The sequence below is a fragment of the Enterococcus sp. DIV1411a genome, assembly GCF_050531945.1.
Classification (GTDB): domain Bacteria; phylum Bacillota; class Bacilli; order Lactobacillales; family Enterococcaceae; genus Enterococcus_B; species Enterococcus_B faecium.
The window spans coordinates 758526-779473 of the sequence record NZ_CP172892.1 but is presented as its reverse complement, the minus strand read 5'-3'; the positions used below and the strand labels follow the sequence as shown (position 1 = coordinate 779473).

Below are 20948 nucleotides of genomic sequence, written 5' to 3'. Positions count from 1 at the left end.
CATTCGCTCCTTCAAAAAATTGTTAATGAGAATTCATTTTCTTTTTTCCCATCACGTAACATGATTTCTTTTGCGGCTGTTTTGATTTCTTTTTGTTCATACAGCACTTCATAGATTGTTTGAGTGATGGGCATTTCGATTTCCATTATTTGGGCTAGTTCCATCGCTGCTTGAGTAGTATTCACACCTTCAACGACCATTCCCATATTGGCTAGCACCTCTTCTAGGGGCTGCCCTTGTCCTAACAAGTTGCCTGCGCTCCAGTTCCTAGAATGAACACTTGTGCAAGTAACGACTAGATCGCCTACTCCGCTTAATCCGATAAAGGTCAGCGGGTTGGCACCCATTGCTACACCTAAACGGCTGATCTCAGCTAATCCGCGCGTCATGATTGCTGCCTTTGCATTATCGCCAAACCCTAAGCCGTGAATAGCGCCAGCACCAATAGCAATAATATTTTTCAAAGCTGCCCCCATCTCTACACCGATCACATCAGGATTGGTATAGATCCGAAAATAATTATTCATGAACAGCTCTTGTACATATTTTGCTGCTTTTGCATCTGTACTTGCAGCTGTGATCGTAGTGATGTCATGTTTCGCTACTTCTTCTGCATGGCTTGGTCCAGAAAGAACAACAACAGCTTTTCTTTTTTCTGCTGGGATTTCCTCTAACAAGATGTCAGAGATCCTTTTATGTGTTCCCTGTTCTAATCCTTTACTTGCATGGATGATCACTGGCTTTGTATTCAATTTAGGCACTAGTTCTTTTGCAACAGAACGTATTGCTTTCGTTGGAATGACGAATAGCACCGCATCTGCGTCTTTTACTGCATCTTCCATATTGGTGAATGCTTGGATGGAATCGGGTAGATAATGATCTGGTAAATAACGTTGATTCGTGTGTTGGGTGTTGATTTCTTCTACTTGTGAAGCACGATGTCCCCAAATCCGAACGTCATGTCCGTTTTCGGCGAGGACTTGTGCCAAAGCAGTACCCCAAGAGCCTGGTCCTAAAACCGCTACTCTATAATTCATTTTACCACTCCTGAAATTTTTTTCATTTTTAACGCTCTAAAAATCAGATAATTTGTTGATTTTTTCCTAATGAGCGGTCATAATCCGGTAAATTTCCTTTTTTTCTGCGCCAAATAAATAGAATCAATGTACCGACAAATAACACAGCAGATAATAATTGAGAAATACGGATCACACCTAAAAAGTAAAGACTGTCTGTACGTAATCCTTCAATAAAGAAACGCCCGAAACTATACCACATTAGATAACATAAAAGGACTTCGCCTTTTTTCAAAAGGTGTGGTTTCTTTCGTAAAAACAAAAGCAAAATAAATCCAATCAAACTCCAAAGTGATTCATAAAGAAATGTTGGTTGACGATAGATCCCTTCGATATACATATTATCAATGATGAATTGCGGTAAATGCAGACTTTCTAAGAAGCTTCGCGTCGTGTCTGGTCCATATGCTTCGTGGTTCATGAAATTTCCCCAACGACCGATTGCCTGTGCTAATAATACACTTGGTGCAGCGATATCTAAAAAAGTCCACAAAGAAATAAAATGATATTTAGTAAAAAAATACAGCGTGATCGCGCCTGCAATCAGTCCGCCATAAATAGCTAAGCCTCCTGAACGGATATTGAATATTTGGATTGGATCAGCTATATACTGGGGAAGATCAAATAAAACATAATATAAGCGAGCGCCAATAATGGAGATAGGCAATCCCCACAACATAAAATCTGTCACATCATCTGCTTTTAATCCTACCCGAACAGCCTCTCTGCTGCTAAGCCACATGGCGATAATGATACCTGATACGATGATCAATGCATACCAGTAGATAGGAATCCCTACAAGCTCAAAAGCAACTCGATTGATTTGTGCTAACATATTGTCACTCCTTGCTAGTCGTTGCCTGAGTTTTCTTCAATCAAGCGACTTAATCTTTCTTCAAATGTTTTCGTTGCGTCAAAGCCCATTGTACGTGCACGGAAATTCATCGCGGCTACTTCAATGATGATTGCAACGTTTCGTCCTGTTTTGACAGGGATTTTTATTTGTGGAATGCCCACTTCCGCGATTTCAACGGTCGTGTCTTCAGAGCCCAGACGGTCGTATTTCTTATCTTTTGCCCATGCTTCCAGATAAACAGCCAACTGGACTTGCATAGAGCCACGTACCGCACTCGCACCAAAAAGATTCATTACATCAATGATCCCGATTCCTCGGATTTCAATTAGATGTTCCAGGATTTTAGGCGGTTCTCCGATCACCGTTAATTCATCTTGCTGATAAACATCTACTCGATCGTCTGCGATCAATCGATGACCGCGTTTGATCAACTCCAACGCTGTTTCACTTTTTCCTATCCCACTGTCACCTTGAATCAGTACACCTAATCCGTAAACATCCACTAAAACACCGTGGACACTTGTTCGAGGGGCAAGGCGACCATCTAAATAACTGGATAATTCTCCTAATAAACGAGAAGTTGAGATGGGAGAACGCAGTACAGCTATCCCATTTTCATTTGCTGCCTGGATCATTTCTTCTGGAGCCGGTAATCCTCTTGAAATAATAAATGCGGGCATATCTTCACTACATAATCTTCTCATGATGATCAAACGCTCTTCTGGGATCATCCGTTCCGCAAAACTGATTTCTTTACTGCCAAATAGCTGTAAACGATTATGGGAATAATAATTAAAATAACCAGTCAACTCTAGTCCTGGGCGTGAGATGTCCCCAGTTACGATGACACGGTCTAAGCTTTTCTCGTCGCCTGTCACGATTTCCAAAGATAATTTTTTCACTAATTGGCTAACTTTTACAACTTCTGACATTCATGCTACCTCATTTCTATTAGAGTGTTCTCTATCATTTTATCATTGTCTAGCCAAAAGTACTACCAATTAAAAAAAACGTTTTTATTTAATTACCAATGTAATAGAAAACGCATTCCTGATTCTAAATAAAAAAACTGCGCCGATAGTTCGGCACAGCTTTCTTTTATTTTCTACTGTTATGTTCGCTGACAATTACATTGACAAGCGACATCAAGATAGCTACTAACAACGCTGCACCGAATGAAGAAAAACTAAAATGTTCTGCTCCCACAAAAAAGGAGGTCATTTTAAGAATCGCTGCATTGATAACAAACGTAAACAATCCCAATGTGACTAATGTAAAGGGCAGGGACAGTATCGTCAAAATCGGTTTGACAAACATATTCAACACAGACAATACGAAGCTGGCAAGAACGGCCGTCCAAATACTGCTTACATGGACCATCGCAGGAAAAAGAACAGCCAATGATATGAATGTTAACGTATTAACTAAAATACGTTGAAAGTACGACATTAAAAGTCACTCCATTCGTCATCATCGATTTTTTCCGCTTCTTTGCGTTTTTTTGTTTGTTCACGAGTTTGTTCACGATAATTGTTTTTTTCATAATATGCATTGTTATGTCCATAGTTTGTTCGTGCAGAACGCGCAGATGGGATAATCAAAGCTAATAAAATGTATAAAATGATTGGACTTCCAAAAGCAACTAAGCTCAGGAATACATAAAGCACACGGATAACAGTCGGATCAATCCCGATGTATTCTCCTATTCCTGCTAAAGTCCCTGTCAAAACAACATTTTTATTGGATTTTGTCAACTTTTTTTTCATCATGTCTCACCTCTGTTCTACTATTTTAAATGAAGAAAATCGTTGTGACAACCTTCTTCTTAATCGGTGTCTCTCTGCAAAATTCTCGGTCACAAATTACCATATTCATAAAACGTGACGAGCTTTTTTTGAAATTATTCCTTGTGACTCGGCGATAAGTGGCAAGTTCATAATCTCTTGGTAAACGGTGTTCAAGAGATAGCCTATCGGCAATAAGGCACAATTTTGTAAAATAGGGGAAGCTATTTTACAAAATCGCTTCTTATTGCTCAAGGCTGAACATCTCTTTCACAACCTCTTTATTTATCTGTATCTTTTAAATAGATACTTCCTGTTGTCGTTGAAAGTTGCACTTGCGCGATTTCACCATCTGAAACACGACGGAATTGCAACATTTGGTTTGTCCGTTCTTTTTTCTCACGAACTACTTCGTAATTGGACAGACGGCTATTGATACTTCCAAGACTTGTTTTAGCATGTCCTTCCAAACCGATGCCATCTGGTAAAGCGACTTTGACATTTCCGTTCACTGAACTTGCTTCTACTTTTTTCAAATTATCTTCTTTAATCGTAAGACGTACATCACCATTTACTAAAGACACAGAAAGATTTTCTGCTGTCGCACCAAATGTCACTGTACCATTTACTGTTTCGATAATAGAATCTAAGATGTTCCCGTTTCGAATATCGATATTGCCGTTTACACCTTCTACTTCCAGCATCGTTGCAGTTAATTGGTCCACGATGATGTTACCATTCGTAGATTTTGTATAAATATCTTTAGCTTCCAATGTTTCAATCATGATGTTGCCATTTAGAAGTTTAATAGCTGCGTGGTCGTATACTCGTTTAGGTAAGTAGAAAACAAGGTCTGCACGCACACGTTTATTTGGAATTTGGAAGGAGATATGATCTTCATTAACCTCAATCTGGCTCCGTTCAGAGAATGCTTCAAATGGTTCAGCACCCATTTTTCCGTAAAGTTTGATCTTAGCTTCAACTTTCACATCGTTGCTGTCCCACGTTTTTAACGTCACGTTTCCGTTTGCTGCCTTGATATCAAGGATACTTGCTGCAGGAGCTTCATAGTAAAATTCATGCTCAAATTTCGTTGTCGCAATCCCAGGGACACGTAAGCTGACATCTTTCCATTCCATGTTATCATTCACTGTTTCTGAAACAGTTTGGAATGTTTTCTTCAAGAATTTTCCTAACTGTGATCCAGCTTCTGACATTTTTTCGCCTACTTGATTCAGTGTATCTGTTGCTTGATCTTTCCAATCATCTGGCAATTCAAACTTATCAGTAAACGTTTCTTTTTTCTCAGACCATTGATTCTTACGGATATCTTTTAATTCTGCTTCTAATTTCAATTGTTCTTCTAACAGTGTATCGCCACTAGCTTCTAACTCTTTGATTTCTGCTTCTAACGTCTGACGCTGTGCTAATTCTTCTTCTGTCAACTCGCCTAATTCTTCTTTTGTATTCAGCTGCATCAATGCTTCCTGTTTCTCATTGCGTGCTGCCTTATTGTCAGCGAATTGAGCATTTACTTCATCTAGACGCGCCGAAGTTTTATTCGCTTCAGTTGCTAGTTCATCTAAGATCTTTTCTAAGTTTTCTTGATCTTGTCTTTCTCTTTCCTTTGGATCAACTGGCTCAGAAATTTCTTCTTCGCCGTTTTCAAGTTTATCGATCAATTGACTTGCCTGATCTTTTTCTTTATGACTAGCAGTTACCTTGTCTGCTTCTTTTTTTATTTGCTTTTCGTCTTTTTCAGTTGCCATGCTTTCTAATAAATCTAAGCCTTCTTCAGTCGAAAGGATTCCTTTTTTCACTAAATCTAAAATACGTTCTCTTTCTTTCATGGAAATTGCCTCCTTAAGCAAAATTGTTTGCAAGCTTTTCCTTACATCCATATTATGCACTGATTCAGTAAAAATGTCATAGGACTTAAGTTGTAACTTTTACTCCATCTTGAGTTGTTCTTTCTTTTTTGTAAAGAGATATGCTGTAGTCACGCAGGTTAAAGGAAGAACAAGTAGTGCGGACAATGTGGTAAGAATAGCCATCGTATATTCTAGAACAAATGATTTTTCATTGATCACTTGCTGAAAAGGAATGTCTAAATCAATAAACCAGAGGATCAACGCTAAAGAACTTCCCATGAATGCAAAAAGAAGTGTCATTACTGTTGACGCCAATATTTTTTTAGCAATAGCGAAACTAGAATGGCGCAATTGGTAAAAAGATAATTGCGGATTTGCCTGATATACTTCGAATGTCCCACTAGAAATTGCTACACTAGCATCTAAAACAGCACCACTAAGACTAATCAGAAGCAACGATCTCGTAAGTAATCTAAAATCAATCGCTAAAGTCTTATCTAAGCCAGATAATTCTTCTAGTTCTACCGATGTAAAACCTTGGATCGCTAAAAAATCAGTGATAGGAAGCAATAGTAGGAAACAAAATAAAAAGATCAGTATACTCACAAAAGCTGCACGCATTTTTAGATTATAACCGTTGATAAAAAATAAGATAACCACAGCAATCAATAAAAATCCTATGACCGACAATGCCAGTATCGGCCACTTCTGATGATAACCGAATAACAACAGGAAAAAGATCCCTAAATTGATGAATAAGCCTAAAAGAATATACATACCTTGCGTACCGCCAATAAGTAGCACGCTGATTGCTAAAATCCCAACAAGTATAATAAGTACATTCATCGTTTCAGCCTCCTTACAGTCAGAAAAAAGAGGACCGAGATAGGGATCGATAATACTATTCCTAAGCTGCCAGCAATGACGCGTAAAAATTCCAATGATAAATGCTGTTCTATCGTTTCTTTGAACGACCATTGATTTCCTAAATATAAAAGAAGCGATGGAACTGACCTACTGATATAGACGAACAAAAGGATATTGGTCATCGAGCCAATCACATCTCGACCCACTTGCCTTCCTGAAAGCCATAACTGTTTCGCTGTTATTTCTGGTTGTCGCTTAGTCAATTCTTCTAATGTCGCAATGACTATGATAACGGTATCGAGTGTTCCTCCAGCTGTTCCAATCAGTACGCTAGAAAGAAAAACAGAACGATACGGTCGTGTCAGATAATTCAGTTCCTCATAGCGCAGTCCTTGGTCTTTCCAATGATTCATTGTCAAAAGACAAATAAAAAATGCTAAAAAAACACTCGTAACTGCAGCTGAAATTTTGATTATACTGCTTCTATTCCATCCATCTAAAGCCAATATGCTAATAATCATCCCTATAACGACGAACAGGATAGATATATTTAATAGAGAAATCCCTTCTGTTTTAGTAAAGATGAGCAACAAAAGTAAAAGTAAAACGATATTGATGATGAGACTTCCTAAAGCAAATAGACCCTGTTTTCCGCTAATAAGCAACATGGCGCCAATGAAGATACTTGTGAAGAAGAAAAGCCAGCCATCATTTTTTTTGCTACTAGCTGCCATTCATCTCCATGCATTTGGACTAGATACATTTGTCTCGCTTTTATATTTGCTGTTTCTATTTGATTTTTTTGATAAGGAACCGATAAATAAATCGATTCTCCTTTTTGATCCGTGTTCATCAGTTTTCCTGTAATCAATTGATGATCCTCTTTTATTCGTACTTTTTCTATCTCGATGACAGGTACTTCATATAAAGCGGCTTGATGCTGAATAACCCATGAAGTAAGCACACAAATAAAAAATATAGTGATGATGCTAATTTTTTTTTGCATTCTTTATCCTTTCTATGAAATGATGAAAAGGGTTTGTGACATGTTTTGTCACAAACCCTTTCCCGAATAAACGGTGTTCAAAAGCTTGCATCTGCGGTAATAAGTCCAGCCAAACGAAAAATATGAGGAGCTATTTTTTGTTTGACTGTTCTTATTACTTGATGTAGAACAGCTTTTTCACAACCTCTTTTCATAAACAAACGGCATAATCACAGCTTCAGTTTAGAAAATCTCATTGTGGTTCGTATTTAACTCAGTGATTTTCCCTGTAGCCAAGTAGACGATCCATTCACAGATGTTTGTCACATAGTCTCCGATCCGTTCTAGATAACTGGCAACATTCAAGTAGTCTGTTCCACTGATGACTGTCTCAGGATTTTCCTGCATATTTTTGATTGTTGCATTATAGATTCGATTGAAATAGTCATTGACTCTTTGATCCATATTGGCGATCGTACGTGCGTCTTTTTTGTCTGTTTTGACATAAGCAACTAGGACGTTGTCCACCATTTTTTTCACATAATCGGACATATCGGAGATCTCTTTTTCGATTTCCGGTATTCTCGTCTGCCCTTTTACGCGAATCGTGGATTTAGCAACAGACACCGCATGATCGGCCATACGTTCTAAATCCGAGCTAGCTTTCATGACCGTAATGATCATACGCAAATCAGTTGTAACTGGCTGTTGCAATGCGATCATTTCAAAACTTTTCTTCTCCAAGCGTGTTTCCATGTTATTGATATTTATATCGTTTTCGATAACTTCTTGGGCTAAGATTTTATCGTGTTTGATGTATGCACGAACTGACTTGTGCACGGCGCTGCTCACCATCATCCCCATTTCGTAGAACTGATTATGGAGATTCAGCAATTCTTCTTCAAATTGTGTACGTAGCATTCCGTTTCCTCCTTATCCAAATCGACCTGAAATATAATCTTCTGTCTCTTGTTTTTCTGGATTCATGAATATCTTCTTCGTATCGTTGTATTCGATCAAGTGACCATCTAAAAAGAATGCCGCCTTATCTGAAATACGTGAAGCTTGAGACATATTATGGGTCACGATGATCATCGTATACCGCTCTCTTAATTCTAACAGCATACTTTCGATTTTCCCAGTAGAAACAGGATCAAGCGCACTTGTTGGTTCATCCAATAAGATGATTTCCGGATTAACTGCCAAAACACGTGCGATACATACACGCTGCTGCTGCCCGCCGGATAAAGATAAAGCACTTTTATGCAATTTGTCTTTCACATCATCCCAAACAGACGCTGCCTTCAGGCTTTCTTCAACTACTTGATCAAGGACTTTTTTATCTTTTTCCCCTTTTAATTTCAATCCATAGATGACATTTTCATAGATAGAAAAAGGAAATGGGTTTGGCTGCTGGAATACCATGCCGATTTCTTTTCTTAGTTCAACAACATCTGTTTTTGGACCATAGATGTCTTTGTCTTTATATAAAACACTTCCGGTGATCGTTACATTCGGAATCAGGTCATTCATCCGGTTCAAAGAACGCAGATAAGTGGATTTTCCGCAACCAGAAGGACCGATCATCGCAGTGATTTCCCCTTGATTGAAACTTAGATCGATCCCTTTTAGTGCTTCTTTCTTTCCATAATACAGATGAAGATCTTTAGATGAAATAATTTCTTTTGTCATGTTGAGGCCTCCGTCTTAACCAAAATGACCGGACACATAATCTTCGGTTGCCTGAATTTTTGGTCTGGTAAATATCTTGTTAGTTTTGTCATATTCCATTACTTTTCCTAGATAGAAAAAGGCAGTATAGTCGCTGATACGAGCTGCTTGTTGCATGTTATGCGTCACGATGATGATCGTATAGTCTTCTTTCAAGTTTACAAGTGTTTCTTCAACCGTTCCTGTCGAAATAGGGTCCAAAGCACTTGCCGGCTCGTCTAGCAGCAAGATATCAGGTTTCATCGCGATCGCACGAGCAATGCATAAACGTTGCTGTTGCCCGCCAGATAAAGCCAAGGCACTTTTGTCCAAGCTGTCTTTTACTTGGTCCCACAAGGCAGCTTGTTTCAAGCTTGTTTCAACGATTTCATCTAATTTCTTTTTGTTTTTTTCGCCGTGCTGTTTCAAAGCAAATGTAATATTGTCATAAATCGACTTGCTGAACGGATTAGGACGTTGAAAAACCATGCCAATCCGTTTGCGCATCTCATAAACATCCACTTGAGGCGCATTAATATCTACGCCTTGATACATGATTTTCCCAGTGATTTTCGTATTAGCGATCCCATCATTCATTCGATTCAACGAACGAAGATACGTAGATTTTCCGCAGCCGGAAGGACCAATCAGTGCAGTGATCTTATTTTTTTCAAATTCCAGATCCACTCCTTTGATTGCTTCATTGTCGCCATACCAGACATGTAGATCATCCGTATATAGTGCTACTTCTTTCTCTTTTGGCATGGTGATGACATTTGTTTCATTCCAGTTATATTTTTTCATTTTGCTTCTTCTCCTTAGGCTGAAGTCATTTTTCGGTATAATCGTTTGCCAATCGCACGAGCGCCGAAGTTGAACAGTAAAACAGCAATGATCAACACGGCAGAAGCGCCAGCCGAAACAGAAACACCATCAGGCATCGTGCCTTCTGTATTGATCTTCCAAATATGGACAGCTAATGTTTCAGCTTGACGGAAAATGCTGATCGGGCTTGAAACACTTAATGGATTCCAGTTCGTAAAATCTAACGCAGGTGCACTTTGTCCAGCCGTATAGATCAATGCAGCTGCTTCACCAAAAATTCTTCCAGAACTTAGGATCACACCAGTCAAAATCCCTGGTGTCGCTTCTGGAACCACCACTTTCATCACTGTTTCCCAGCGTGACAAACCTAAGGCCAATCCTGCTTCTCGTTGTGTGTAATGGACCGCTTGTAAAGACTCCTCAACTGTTCTAGTCAAAAGAGGCAAGTTGAATACAGTCAAAGCCAATGCACCAGAAATAATCGAGAAACCATACTGGAATTGAATAACGAAAACCAAGAAACCGAATAAACCGACAACGACAGAAGGCAACGAGCTCAAGATTTCAATCGACGTGCGAATCACATCTGTTAGCCAGTTTTTTCCAGCATATTCTGAAAGATAGATACCCGCACCTAAAGAAATAGGAAAACTGATGATCATCGTGATCAAAAGCAAATAAATCGAGTTAAATAGCTGGATCCCGATTCCACCGCCTTCTTGGTAGGCTTTGGAAGGTTCGGTCAAGAAGGACCATGAAATGTGCGGTATTCCCCGAACTAAGATATAAAGTAGTAAAGCTGCTAAAATCAATACGATGATCCCCGAAACTATATATAAAACACCTGTAGCAATTTTATCTGAGCGTTTTGCGTTCATTATTTCAGCTCTCCTTTCTTCCCAATCATACGGATCACGATATTAAAGAATAATGACATCAATAGCAAGATCAGCGCTAATGACCATAACACATTATTTTCAACTGTTCCCATGATTGTATTTCCGATTCCCATTGTTAAGATGGACGTCAATGTAGAAGCAGGAGTAGTAAGTCCTGTTGGCATCAATGCTGCATTACCGATGACCATTTGGATAGCTAAGGCTTCACCAAACGCACGAGCCATACCAAAAACGACTGCTGTTAAAATCCCGGGCACGGCTGCTCGTAGCACGACTTTGTAGATTGTTTGCCATCTTGTGGCACCAAGCGCTAATGAAGCTTCCCGATAGTGCCGTGGTACTGCCTTTAATGCATCAACAGTCATCGTTGTGACAGTCGGCAAGATCATAACGAACAACACAAATGTACCAGCTAAGATACCAAACCCTGTCCCGCCAAAAATACTTCTGACAAAAGGCACGATAACTGATAAACCGATAAAACCATAAACGACAGAAGGAATACCTACAAGCAGCTCGATGACCGGCTGTAAGATCTTCGTTCCGTTTTTAGGAGAGATCTCCGTCATGAATACTGCTGCACCAATGGCAAATGGCGTGGCAACGATAGCAGATAAAAAGGTCACAATAAACGAACCTGTGATCATAGGCAATGCCCCTACCATTGGTTTCCCATTTGCTCCGATTTGGCTTGGATTCCAATCTGTACCAAACAGAAAATCAAATACATTGATCTTATCAGTAAAAAAGGTGGCCAATCCTTTACTAGCTACAAAATAAAAAATAGATAATACAACCAACACGATCAGCGCGATACATAAAAAACTGATGAATTTTCCACGCTGTTCCATTTTTGAACGTTTTGATTTTGTTAATAATACTTTTTTCACATCTTCCACAGATGACTCCCCCTTAATCAGGTTTAACATACTCACTCAGTGTACAAATTGAACATCAATTTGGTTTTAATAACATGTAAAAGTTTAGCTAAGTTTGTAAATTTTGTGTAAAGATTACTCTTTAACGATATTTCCTTGCCAATCACGTTCGACTTTCATATGAGAAACAGGGATATAACCTAGTTCTCCAACGATGTTATCTTGTACTTCATCAGATAAGATATAGTCTAAAAATTCTTTTGTCAGTTTTTTTGGATGATCTCTTGTGTACATATGCTCATATGCCCAAATCGTCCATTTGTTCGTTGTCACATTTTCATCTGTCGGTTCTACACCGTTAACATTCAACGTATCTACATCATCGGAAACATAAGAAAAAGCAACATAGCTGATTGCACCGGGTGTGTCGGCAACGATCTGGCGCACCATTCCGCTTGAATCTTGTTCTTGTGCCTGAACAGCTGTTTCTCCGTCCAATACCCATTTTTCAAACGTGCTACGGGTTCCGCTTCCTGAAGCGCGGTTCAATATAACTACTGGCTGATCTTTTCCACCGACTTCACTCCAGTTTTTGATCTCGCCTGTAAATAGTTTTTTCAGGTTTTCCATACTGATGTCTTTTACGCCAATATCCTTGTTCACAATAGGAGTGATCCCAACAACTGCTACTCGATGATCGACTAATGCTGAGGCATCGATCCCCGATTTTTCTTCCGCAAACAAATCAGAGTTTCCGATGTCGACTGCTCCTGACTGTACTTGAGACAAACCAGTTCCGCTTCCGCCCCCTTGTACATTGATGAATTTTCCAGGATTTTCTGTCTGGTAAGTTTCAGCAACTGTTTCTACTAAAGGCTGTAAAGCAGAAGAGCCAACAGCCGTAATGGATTCTCCTCGATCAATCCACTTTGAACAGCCTGATAAAAGAATGGCTAATCCTATTATTGGTAAGAATAATTTAAGTTTTTTCATTAGAAATCTCCTTTAATCCTAAAGTATGTTTATTTTATCATTTTCATTACTTGATGAAAACGAATCAAAATCATTAAATAACAAAATAAATTCTCATAATTGTAAAAAAAACTATCTCATTAAAAGTTTCTATGCTATACTGGCTTTGAAATGTGTCTCTTTTAATAGCATATATTAGCTTATTTCTTGCTTTCCCCAAAAAACAAGAGATACCCCAAAGTTAATTTCGCTCATGCGAGACGCTTTCTCCATTTCTGACGTACTCTCAGAAATGGCCCCGTTAGAAAAGGACACGAGATCTCCATCTGTTGATGGTTCTCATGTCCTTTTTATGTTTTAAAGGAGCGGCGAAATCAATCTTGCTAATCCTTCTTTCATCTTGATGATTATTCCTCGGTTTTCATACATTTCTTTTGTGAGATGCGTAGAAATTTTCGAGTCTTCAAAAAAAGCTTTTCTTACACGTGAAGCCATTCGTTCATCATAAACCAGTGTATTGACCTCAAAGTCTAAGCGAAATGAACGAACATCGATATTTGCTGAGCCAACTGAAACAATGCCACCATCGATAATCATCGTCTTTGCATGAATAAATCCATTCTCATATGTTTCGATCCTTGCTCCATACTCGATCAGCTCTGCAGCGAAAGAATACGTTGCCCAGTAAACGAGAAGATGATCTGGTTTGTTAGGTATTTGGATATGAACTTTTACGCCTGAAAGAAGAGCCAACTTCAGTGCTTCATGAATCGATCCATCCGGTATGTAATAAGGCGTTTGGATCAATATCTCCCGTTTGGCTAACGAAATCATTTTCAAATAAGTCATTTTGATTTGTTCATGTTCGGTATCTGGTCCGCTTGTCACGATTTGAACAGCTATATCACCAGTAGTGTGAATGGACGGAAAAAATTTGGGAGAATAGCCTACTTCTTTTGTATGCTGAGAATTCCAGTCCATCAAAAAACGGTTTTGCAAGGTATACACCGCTTCTCCGTAAATACGCAAATGATTGTCTCGCCAATAACCAAATTTCTTTACCAATCCTAGATATTCATTTCCAACATTGAACCCACCTGTATATCCGATTTTCCCATCAATAACTACGATTTTACGATGATTGCGATAATTGATCCGAGGATTAATATACGGAACAAATAGAGGAAAGAAAAATGCGACTTCTCCGCCTGCTTTTTTCAAATTCTGAAAAAAGCTGGAAGAAACTTGTGTGGAACCCCATGCATCAAGAAGGACTCTGACTTTTACCCCTCGTCTTGCCGCCTCTGTCAATGCATCTCGAACTTCTTCACCTAATGCATCACTGCGATAAATATAATACTGGAAGTGGATATGGTCTTCTGCCTGCTTGATATCTTCAATCAGCGCATCGAATTTTTCACGACCATCTGTAAATAAAGTGATTTCATTTTTAGTCGTATAGAGCGTACTTTCAAATACCGTGAGCATATAGATCAATTGTTTCACATCTACTTGTCCAGTAGGCGGATGAGGATAAAGCCCTCGCATCAATGCCTGTTTGTCTTCTTCAATTTCCAGGTTCTTACCGATTTTCCCTTGGATCTTCAAATCAAAAATTTTCTCTTTGGAAATCCCTCTTCCTAAAAAAATATATAAAATAAATCCTACAACTGGAATGAACATCAAAACGAGCAGCCATGCCCATGTTTGAGCAGTTTCCTTTCTTTCTCGAAAAACGATGATAAAGGAAAGCAAAATATTCATAATCAAAAGGATCGTAAAAAAATTGTCAACGATAATTTTCACGGCTTCACCTCTTCTTCTACCAACTTAAGAATACCCAAGTTGTTTTTTAAAGTAAAGGGAAAAAAGCCGCTTCCTTCTATTCTCCTAGCCAATAAAAAAAGAAAGCTGGAACGAAACTGTCCAACTTTCTCATTTTATTTATATTGTGGTATTAGAATTTCAAGAAACGTCTCATAGAAATGATCGAGCCAAGTGAACCAATGATCACACCAATGCCGACCATTAAAAGATTGATTTTCCAAACGATATTTTGTGGATGAATCAATGAATAATGGGAACGTAATAATGATGGATTGATCAATTGGAAAAACCATGCATAACCAAATGTGATGATCAAAATCGGAAGAATCGCACCGATCAGACCGATCCAGCCACCTTCAAGGAAAAACGGCCAGCGAATATATCCATTTTTTGCACCGACTAAACGCATGATTTGAATTTCACGCTGTCTAGACAAAATCGTGATCCGAATCGTGTTCGAAATGAGAAACATCGCTACGAACAGCAGCAATGCCGCTGCAACTAATCCCCATGTCCGAACTGCACCAGCGATTTGGAAAATCCGATCTGAGGAAGCTCCACCGTAATCAGAACGAGAAACATTCTTCAAATCTGCTGCTTCTTCTGCTACTTGTTTTGTATAAGAAGGATCAGTAGCACTTACTACATACACATCATATAACGGGTTATTGTCACCTTCAAACAATTTCCAGGAATCACCCATTTCGTTTTGGATTTTTTTCAATTCCTGTTCTTTGCTTGAAAATTCAACTTTTTTAACATGATCTAAGTCATTCAATTCTTTTTCTAGCTTTTTCATCTCTTCGTCTTTTGTACCGATATCTACGAATACAGATACATCAACGTTTCCTTCTATATCCTGAGCTAATTTAGTTGCATTCATGATAACTGCCATGAATACACCGACTAAAGTCAACGTGATCGTTACCGCACTGACTGAAGCAACTGTCATCCAGCCGTTACGTTTCAAACTCTTGATACTTTCTAATAAATGGCGGAAAAAGGTTCTAATCATCGTATCCATATTCCCCTTCCGCTTGATCTCGAATAATGCGGCCGTTTTCGATAGCAATTACTCGGTGCCGAATCGTATTTACGATCGTACTGTTATGTGTAGCCATCACGACAGTAGTTCCTTGGGCATTGATCCGATCTAATAATTTCATGATTTCCCATGAGTTTTCTGGATCCAGATTTCCTGTCGGTTCATCCGCGATAAGTACTTTAGGCGTATTCACGATTGCCCGAGCAATAGAGACACGTTGCTGTTCCCCACCGGATAATTCGCTAGGAAAGACTCGAACTTTGTGTTTCAAACCAACAAGGTCCAGCACTTCCATTACTCGTTTTTTGATATCTCGAGGTTTTCTGCCGATAACTTGCATAGCGTACGCAACATTTTCATATACTGTTTTTCTTGGTAATAATTTATAGTCTTGGAACACCACGCCGATTTCTCTGCGTAGATAAGGAACTTCGCGGTTTTTGATTGCTATTAGATCATGACCTGCGACGTTCAAAGTTCCTTTTGAAGCTTTTTCTTCTCGATACATCAATTTGATGAATGTAGATTTACCGGCTCCAGACGGACCAACCACATAGACAAACTCTCCTTGTTCGATGACAATCGAGAGATTGCGGATAGCGGTCGTACCATTTGAGTACTTCTTCATTACATCCTTCATTTCAATCATGGCGTTCTCTCCATATCTTTTTCAGTCTTTAGCTATTATAGCATGGCAATGTTTCAACATGCTTGCAAAATCTTACAATTTTATTTCAATTTAACAATGAGTTCTTATTGTAGATGCATTTTTAAATAGCCGTCAATAAATAAATCAAGGTCACCGTCCATAACTGCTTGGACATTTCCTGTCTCTACGTTTGTCCGATGGTCTTTTACCATAGAATAGGGATGGAAAACATAAGAACGGATCTGTGAACCCCAGCCGATTTCTTTTTGTTCTCCTCGAAGTGCAGCTGCTTCTTGTTCTTTCTTTTCCACTTCTAATTGATAAAGCTTAGCTTTTAACATCCCCATAGCTTGCTCACGGTTTTTCAATTGTGAACGTTGTGCCTGACTAGCTACTACTGTTCCTGTAGGCAAGTGAGTGATCCGTACAGCAGATTCTGTTTTATTGATGTGCTGACCACCTGCACCACTTGCTCGGTACGTATCGATTTTCAAATCATCTGGATTGATTTCTATATCGATCGTTTCATCAAGCTCTGGCATCACATCTACCGAACAAAAAGAAGTATGACGTCGTTTCGCTGAGTCAAAAGGCGAAATCCGTACAAGGCGATGAACACCTTTTTCTGATTTTAGATAACCAAAAGCGTTGTGTCCTTTAATCAGCAGGGTCACACTCTTGATCCCTGCTTCATCACCTGCTTGATAATCTAGTGTTTCTACTTGATAGCCATGCTGCTCTGCCCAACGTGTATACATACGTAAAAGCATGCTGCCCCAGTCTTGGGACTCCGTTCCGCCAGCCCCTGGATGCAATTCGACGATCGCATTGTTTCGATCATAAGGTCCGTCTAACAGCATAGATAATTCATACGTCTTCATTTTTTCATCTAATGCATTGATACGTGTTTCTGCTTCTTCCTGCATTGCTGCATCAGGTTCTTCTTGCAGCATCTCCACCATCAATTCGATTTCTTCTAGTTCTTCGGCAAGAGAATGGAATTGGTCATAGGTTTCTTTATTAGCGTTATTTTCGCTGATCACTTTTTGTGCGGCTTCGCTGTCATCCCAAAAACCAGGTTCAGCCATTTTTGCTTCTGCTTCCGCGATGTCTTCTTCCAGCTGATCTAAGTCAAAGAGACCTCCTGAAACTTGTGACCTTTTCCTGCATTTCTGTCAGGAGATTTCGAATTTCGGATATTTCCATGTTTTTTCCTTCTTTCACTATACTTTTTTCATTATATCTAGTCTAACAGAATCAGCAAATAACAGAAAGAAGGTGAGACGAATTCTTAAAAAAAGAATTTGTCTCACCAATCCTGCTGTCAGAAATTAGTTTGCATTTTTTCCATGACAGTTCTTATATTTTTTCCCGCTTCCACAAGGACAAGGATCATTTCTTCCGACCTTGTTCACATGGATTGGCTGTTTTTTCGCGCTAGTATTACTATTTTCTTTGGCATCTCCGTCTTCTGAGTGAGAAGCTGTTCCTTGAGAAACCTGTTCACGCTGTACGTTTTGACGGATCTCAGCTTTCATAAAGATTCGAGTGACTTCATACTCGATGGCGCCTACCATATCTTCAAACATCTTATAGCCTTCTGTTTGATATTCGACTAATGGATTATTCTGTCCATAAGCACGTAAGCCGATTGACTGACGTAATTGATCCATTGCATCAATATGGTCTGTCCATTTAGAGTCCACAACACGCAAGATCACGACTTTTTCAAATTCCAACAATTGCTCTGGACCATTTAGTTGAGCCGCTTTGGTATTAAATACTTCTTGTGCTCGTTCGTTTAGATACTCTTTGATCTCCTGAGCTGTTTTTCCTTCGATATCTGCAAGAGTAATACTATCTTCATGGACAAGAGTACTGCCGGCAAAATCGATGATACTTTCCAAATTCCAATTTTCTTTCTCTAATTGTGTATGCGCATCTACTACACGACTGATTGTCCGTTTGACCATGTTCATTAGTGGCTTGGATAAGCTTTTTTCTTCCATGATTACTTCTTGTCGCTGTTTATAGATTACTTCACGTTGTTCACGCATCACATCATCGTATTGTAAGACGTTTTTACGTGTGTCATAGTTATTTCCTTCTACACGTTTTTGTGCAGATTCTACTTGTTTCGTTAGCATCTTGCTTTGGATAACAGCATCTTCCTCACCGATCTTCATCCGATCTAAGAAAGCTTTGATTCGTTCTGAACCGAATCGTTTCATCAAATCATCTTCCAATGACAAGTAGAATTGTGACATACCAGGGTCTCCTTGACGTCCTGCACGTCCTCGAAGCTGGTTATCGATACGACGAGATTCATGTCGTTCTGTCCCGATAACTGCTAGACCACCAAGTTCTCTTACCCCAAGTCCTAACTTGATATCTGTTCCCCGACCAGCCATGTTGGTAGCAATCGTCACAGCACCTTTTTGACCAGCATTCATAATGATCTCTGCTTCTTTAAAGTGATTTTTCGCATTCAGCACTTCATGAGGAATACGTTCTTGATTCAGCATATCTGATAATAACTCAGATGTTTCAACCGCAACAGTTCCGACTAACACAGGTTGACCTTTGCGGTAGCGATCTTTGATATCTTGCACGACAGCGTGGAACTTGCTTTGTAATGTTGGGTAAAGCAAATCTGGACGATCATCACGGATAACCGGACGATTTGTCGGAATCTGGTATACTTGGATGTTATAAATTTCTCTGAATTCTTCTTCTTCTGTTTTAGCTGTACCAGTCATTCCCGCAAGTTTCTTGTACATACGGAAATAGTTCTGGAAAGTGATCGTCGCCATGGTTTTCGTTTCGTCTTCGATCTCTACGCCTTCTTTAGCTTCGATTGCTTGGTGAAGTCCATCTGAATAACGGCGTCCATCCATGATCCGACCAGTGAACTGGTCAACAATCAGTACTTTTCCGTCTTGGACAACATAATCGATATCTAAAAGCATGATATAGTTGGCTCTCAATGCTTGATCCAAGTGATGGGTCAATGCAGTATTTTCAATGTCGTATAAGTTATCCAAACCGAATGTTTCTTCTGCTTTTTCGATCCCTGCTTCGGTTAAACTGATTGTTTTTGATTGTACATCGATTTTATAATCTTCTTCTTCTTTCAAACGTTTCACGAAGTTGTCTGCTCTTGTATATAAAGCTGTGGATTTTTCTGCTTGCCCTGAAATGATCAGCGGCGTTCTCGCTTCATCAATCAAGATTGAGTCAACTTCATCGACAATGGCATAATTCAGCGGACGTTGTACCATTTGATGGCGGTAAACGACCATATTGTCTCTCAAGTAGTCAAATCCTAATTCATTATTCGTACTATAAGTGATATCACAATTATAAGCCTCGCGTTTTTCATCCGAAGATTTTGAGTTGATATTCAACCCCACTGTTAATCCTAAGAAATTATAAAGTTCGCCCATTTCCGTCGAGTCACGGGTTGCTAAATATTCATTGACGGTAACTACGTGTACCCCTTCGCCAGTCAGAGCATTTAGATATACTGGCATCGTTGCGGTCAAGGTTTTACCTTCACCAGTACGCATTTCAGGGATATTTCCATCGTGAAGCACGATTCCACCCATCAATTGTACGTGGTATGGATATAAACCTAATACACGTTTTGCTGCTTCTCGGACGACTGCAAAAGCTTCCGGAAGTAATTGATCTAATGTTTCTCCTTTTTGGTATCTGCCCTTGAATTCAGCAGTTTTTGCCTGTAATTGTTCATCAGTTAATGCTGCCATTTGGTCAGCGTATGCTTCAACTTTTTTTGCAATGCTATCTAAACGTTTTAGTTCTTTCTTATCGTTTTCGATAAGTGAACGAATCAAATTGGCCATGCGTTGTGTAATCTCCTTTTCCTTCTGTGTATTATCCAGACTATGTAGACTTTACTTTTCATTTTATCATTAGTTATAGATAATTGAAATATCTTAAGCGTATTAAAGTAAGAACTTCATAATTTATTCATATTTCATCTAAAAGAGGAGGAAACTCAAAAAAACTTGCGGCAGCTGTCAGTAGCTGCTGCAAGTTTTCGTTGTTATTTAAGTAAGGCTGATCAGTCTGTTTCAATCAGTCCGTATTTTCCATCTTTACGGCGGTAAACGATACTTGTACCATTTGTTTCTGCATCTTCAAAAATAAAGAAGTTATGTCCCAGCATGTTCATTTGTAAGACTGCTTCTTCACTATCCATTGGTTTCAATGAAAGGCGTTTCGTACGTACGATATCTAATTCAGAATCATTTTCGTTTTCGTCCTCTTCATTGAATAAAGCAGCAGCATCTGCAGTATTCATGCCCGTTTCACGGGATTTACGATTAATTTTTGTTTTGAATTTGCGGATTTGGCGTTCCAATTTGTCAACAACCAAATCGATACTTGCGTATAAATCTGGAGAAGTTTCTTCGGCACGTAATACAAGATAAGGTAATGGGATCGTTACTTCCACTTTTGCTGTTTTTTCTGTATAAACTTTTAAGTTCACATGCGCCGTTGCATCGGGTGCGTCACTGAAATAGCGTTCTAGTTTGCCTACTTTTTTCTCAACGTAGTCGCGAATCGCTTCAGTTACTTCGATATTTTCGCCGCGTACATTATATCTAAACATAAAAATTACCCCTTTCGTCTACCACAATCAAGAAGGAGAAGGACCACTCTTTCCCTCTTCTTAAT

General features: G+C 39.1%; 21 protein-coding genes. All 21 read right to left on the bottom strand.

The features are described 5' to 3' along the window. Positions 1 to 11: 11 nt before the first annotated feature. Positions 12 to 1037, bottom strand: coding sequence for an NAD(P)H-dependent glycerol-3-phosphate dehydrogenase (locus IGJ87_RS03730; protein WP_002325831.1), 1026 nt, complete (start codon positions 1035 to 1037; stop codon positions 12 to 14). Between the two features lie 43 nt (positions 1038 to 1080). Continuing rightward, on the bottom strand, positions 1081 to 1911 hold the full coding sequence (gene lgt / locus IGJ87_RS03725; protein WP_002289570.1) for a prolipoprotein diacylglyceryl transferase: 831 nt from the start codon (positions 1909 to 1911) through the stop codon (positions 1081 to 1083). A 14-nt stretch (positions 1912 to 1925) separates the two neighbouring features. Continuing rightward, the gene (hprK, locus tag IGJ87_RS03720; protein WP_002289568.1) at positions 1926 to 2864 is read right to left on the bottom strand and encodes an HPr(Ser) kinase/phosphatase; all 939 of its coding nucleotides are present in this window, start codon (positions 2862 to 2864) and stop codon (positions 1926 to 1928) included. Between the two features lie 166 nt (positions 2865 to 3030). After that, positions 3031 to 3381, bottom strand: coding sequence for a phage holin family protein (locus IGJ87_RS03715; RefSeq protein WP_002289566.1), 351 nt, complete (start codon positions 3379 to 3381; stop codon positions 3031 to 3033). Continuing rightward, positions 3381 to 3701: a PspC domain-containing protein gene (locus IGJ87_RS03710; protein WP_002294972.1), complete on the bottom strand. Its 321-nt coding sequence runs from the start codon at positions 3699 to 3701 to the stop codon at positions 3381 to 3383. The genes IGJ87_RS03715 and IGJ87_RS03710 overlap by 1 nt, the downstream gene beginning before the upstream one ends. A 296-nt stretch (positions 3702 to 3997) precedes the next feature. Further along, on the bottom strand, positions 3998 to 5566 hold the full coding sequence (gene liaX / locus IGJ87_RS03705) for a daptomycin-sensing surface protein LiaX (protein WP_002289495.1): 1569 nt from the start codon (positions 5564 to 5566) through the stop codon (positions 3998 to 4000). A 99-nt stretch (positions 5567 to 5665) separates the two neighbouring features. Further along, complete coding sequence (locus IGJ87_RS03700; RefSeq protein WP_002294975.1) at positions 5666 to 6433, bottom strand: YibE/F family protein; 768 nt, start codon at positions 6431 to 6433, stop codon at positions 5666 to 5668. Continuing rightward, positions 6430 to 7122 (bottom strand): YibE/F family protein, encoded by a 693-nt coding sequence (locus tag IGJ87_RS03695; RefSeq protein ID WP_010726177.1) that lies wholly within the window; start codon positions 7120 to 7122, stop codon positions 6430 to 6432. Before IGJ87_RS03695 ends, IGJ87_RS03700 begins: the two co-directional genes overlap by 4 nt. Beyond that, on the bottom strand, positions 7083 to 7460 hold the full coding sequence (locus IGJ87_RS03690; RefSeq protein WP_002322849.1) for a hypothetical protein: 378 nt from the start codon (positions 7458 to 7460) through the stop codon (positions 7083 to 7085). Before IGJ87_RS03690 ends, IGJ87_RS03695 begins: the two co-directional genes overlap by 40 nt. A 222-nt stretch (positions 7461 to 7682) precedes the next feature. Beyond that, a complete protein-coding gene (gene phoU / locus IGJ87_RS03685; RefSeq protein ID WP_010723432.1) occupies positions 7683 to 8360 on the bottom strand; it encodes a phosphate signaling complex protein PhoU in 678 nt (225 codons plus the stop codon). 12 nt (positions 8361 to 8372) lie between these two features. Beyond that, on the bottom strand, positions 8373 to 9131 hold the full coding sequence (pstB, locus tag IGJ87_RS03680; RefSeq protein ID WP_129150170.1) for a phosphate ABC transporter ATP-binding protein PstB: 759 nt from the start codon (positions 9129 to 9131) through the stop codon (positions 8373 to 8375). 15 nt (positions 9132 to 9146) lie between these two features. Beyond that, positions 9147 to 9953 carry a phosphate ABC transporter ATP-binding protein PstB gene (pstB, locus tag IGJ87_RS03675; RefSeq protein WP_002289486.1) on the bottom strand — a complete coding sequence of 269 codons (807 nt, stop codon included), beginning with the start codon at positions 9951 to 9953 and terminating at the stop codon, positions 9147 to 9149. Positions 9954 to 9967: 14 nt separating this feature from the next. Then, positions 9968 to 10852 carry a phosphate ABC transporter permease PstA gene (gene pstA, locus IGJ87_RS03670; protein ID WP_002294978.1) on the bottom strand — a complete coding sequence of 295 codons (885 nt, stop codon included), beginning with the start codon at positions 10850 to 10852 and terminating at the stop codon, positions 9968 to 9970. After that, positions 10852 to 11772 (bottom strand): phosphate ABC transporter permease subunit PstC, encoded by a 921-nt coding sequence (gene pstC / locus IGJ87_RS03665; protein WP_002292761.1) that lies wholly within the window; start codon positions 11770 to 11772, stop codon positions 10852 to 10854. Before pstC ends, pstA begins: the two co-directional genes overlap by 1 nt. 114 nt (positions 11773 to 11886) lie before the next feature. Continuing rightward, positions 11887 to 12744, bottom strand: coding sequence for a phosphate ABC transporter substrate-binding protein PstS (locus IGJ87_RS03660; RefSeq protein ID WP_002292763.1), 858 nt, complete (start codon positions 12742 to 12744; stop codon positions 11887 to 11889). A gap of 336 nt (positions 12745 to 13080) precedes the next feature. After that, positions 13081 to 14529: a cardiolipin synthase gene (cls, locus tag IGJ87_RS03655; RefSeq protein ID WP_002300487.1), complete on the bottom strand. Its 1449-nt coding sequence runs from the start codon at positions 14527 to 14529 to the stop codon at positions 13081 to 13083. Between the two features lie 151 nt (positions 14530 to 14680). Then, positions 14681 to 15565 carry a permease-like cell division protein FtsX gene (ftsX, locus tag IGJ87_RS03650; RefSeq protein WP_002294981.1) on the bottom strand — a complete coding sequence of 295 codons (885 nt, stop codon included), beginning with the start codon at positions 15563 to 15565 and terminating at the stop codon, positions 14681 to 14683. Beyond that, the gene (gene ftsE, locus IGJ87_RS03645) at positions 15558 to 16244 is read right to left on the bottom strand and encodes a cell division ATP-binding protein FtsE (protein ID WP_002292768.1); all 687 of its coding nucleotides are present in this window, start codon (positions 16242 to 16244) and stop codon (positions 15558 to 15560) included. The genes ftsX and ftsE overlap by 8 nt, the downstream gene beginning before the upstream one ends. 104 nt (positions 16245 to 16348) lie before the next feature. Further along, positions 16349 to 17450, bottom strand: a protein-coding gene (gene prfB, locus IGJ87_RS03640) for a peptide chain release factor 2 (protein WP_096948712.1) whose coding sequence is annotated in 2 segments (ribosomal slippage) — positions 16349 to 17377 and positions 17379 to 17450 — 1101 coding nt in all. Because the reading frame shifts where the segments join, the coding sequence is not laid out codon by codon here. 125 nt (positions 17451 to 17575) lie between these two features. After that, positions 17576 to 20110: a preprotein translocase subunit SecA gene (gene secA, locus IGJ87_RS03635; protein WP_002289770.1), complete on the bottom strand. Its 2535-nt coding sequence runs from the start codon at positions 20108 to 20110 to the stop codon at positions 17576 to 17578. 221 nt (positions 20111 to 20331) lie between these two features. Beyond that, a complete protein-coding gene (gene hpf / locus IGJ87_RS03630) occupies positions 20332 to 20883 on the bottom strand; it encodes a ribosome hibernation-promoting factor, HPF/YfiA family (protein ID WP_002294985.1) in 552 nt (183 codons plus the stop codon). Positions 20884 to 20948: the final 65 nt, after the last annotated feature.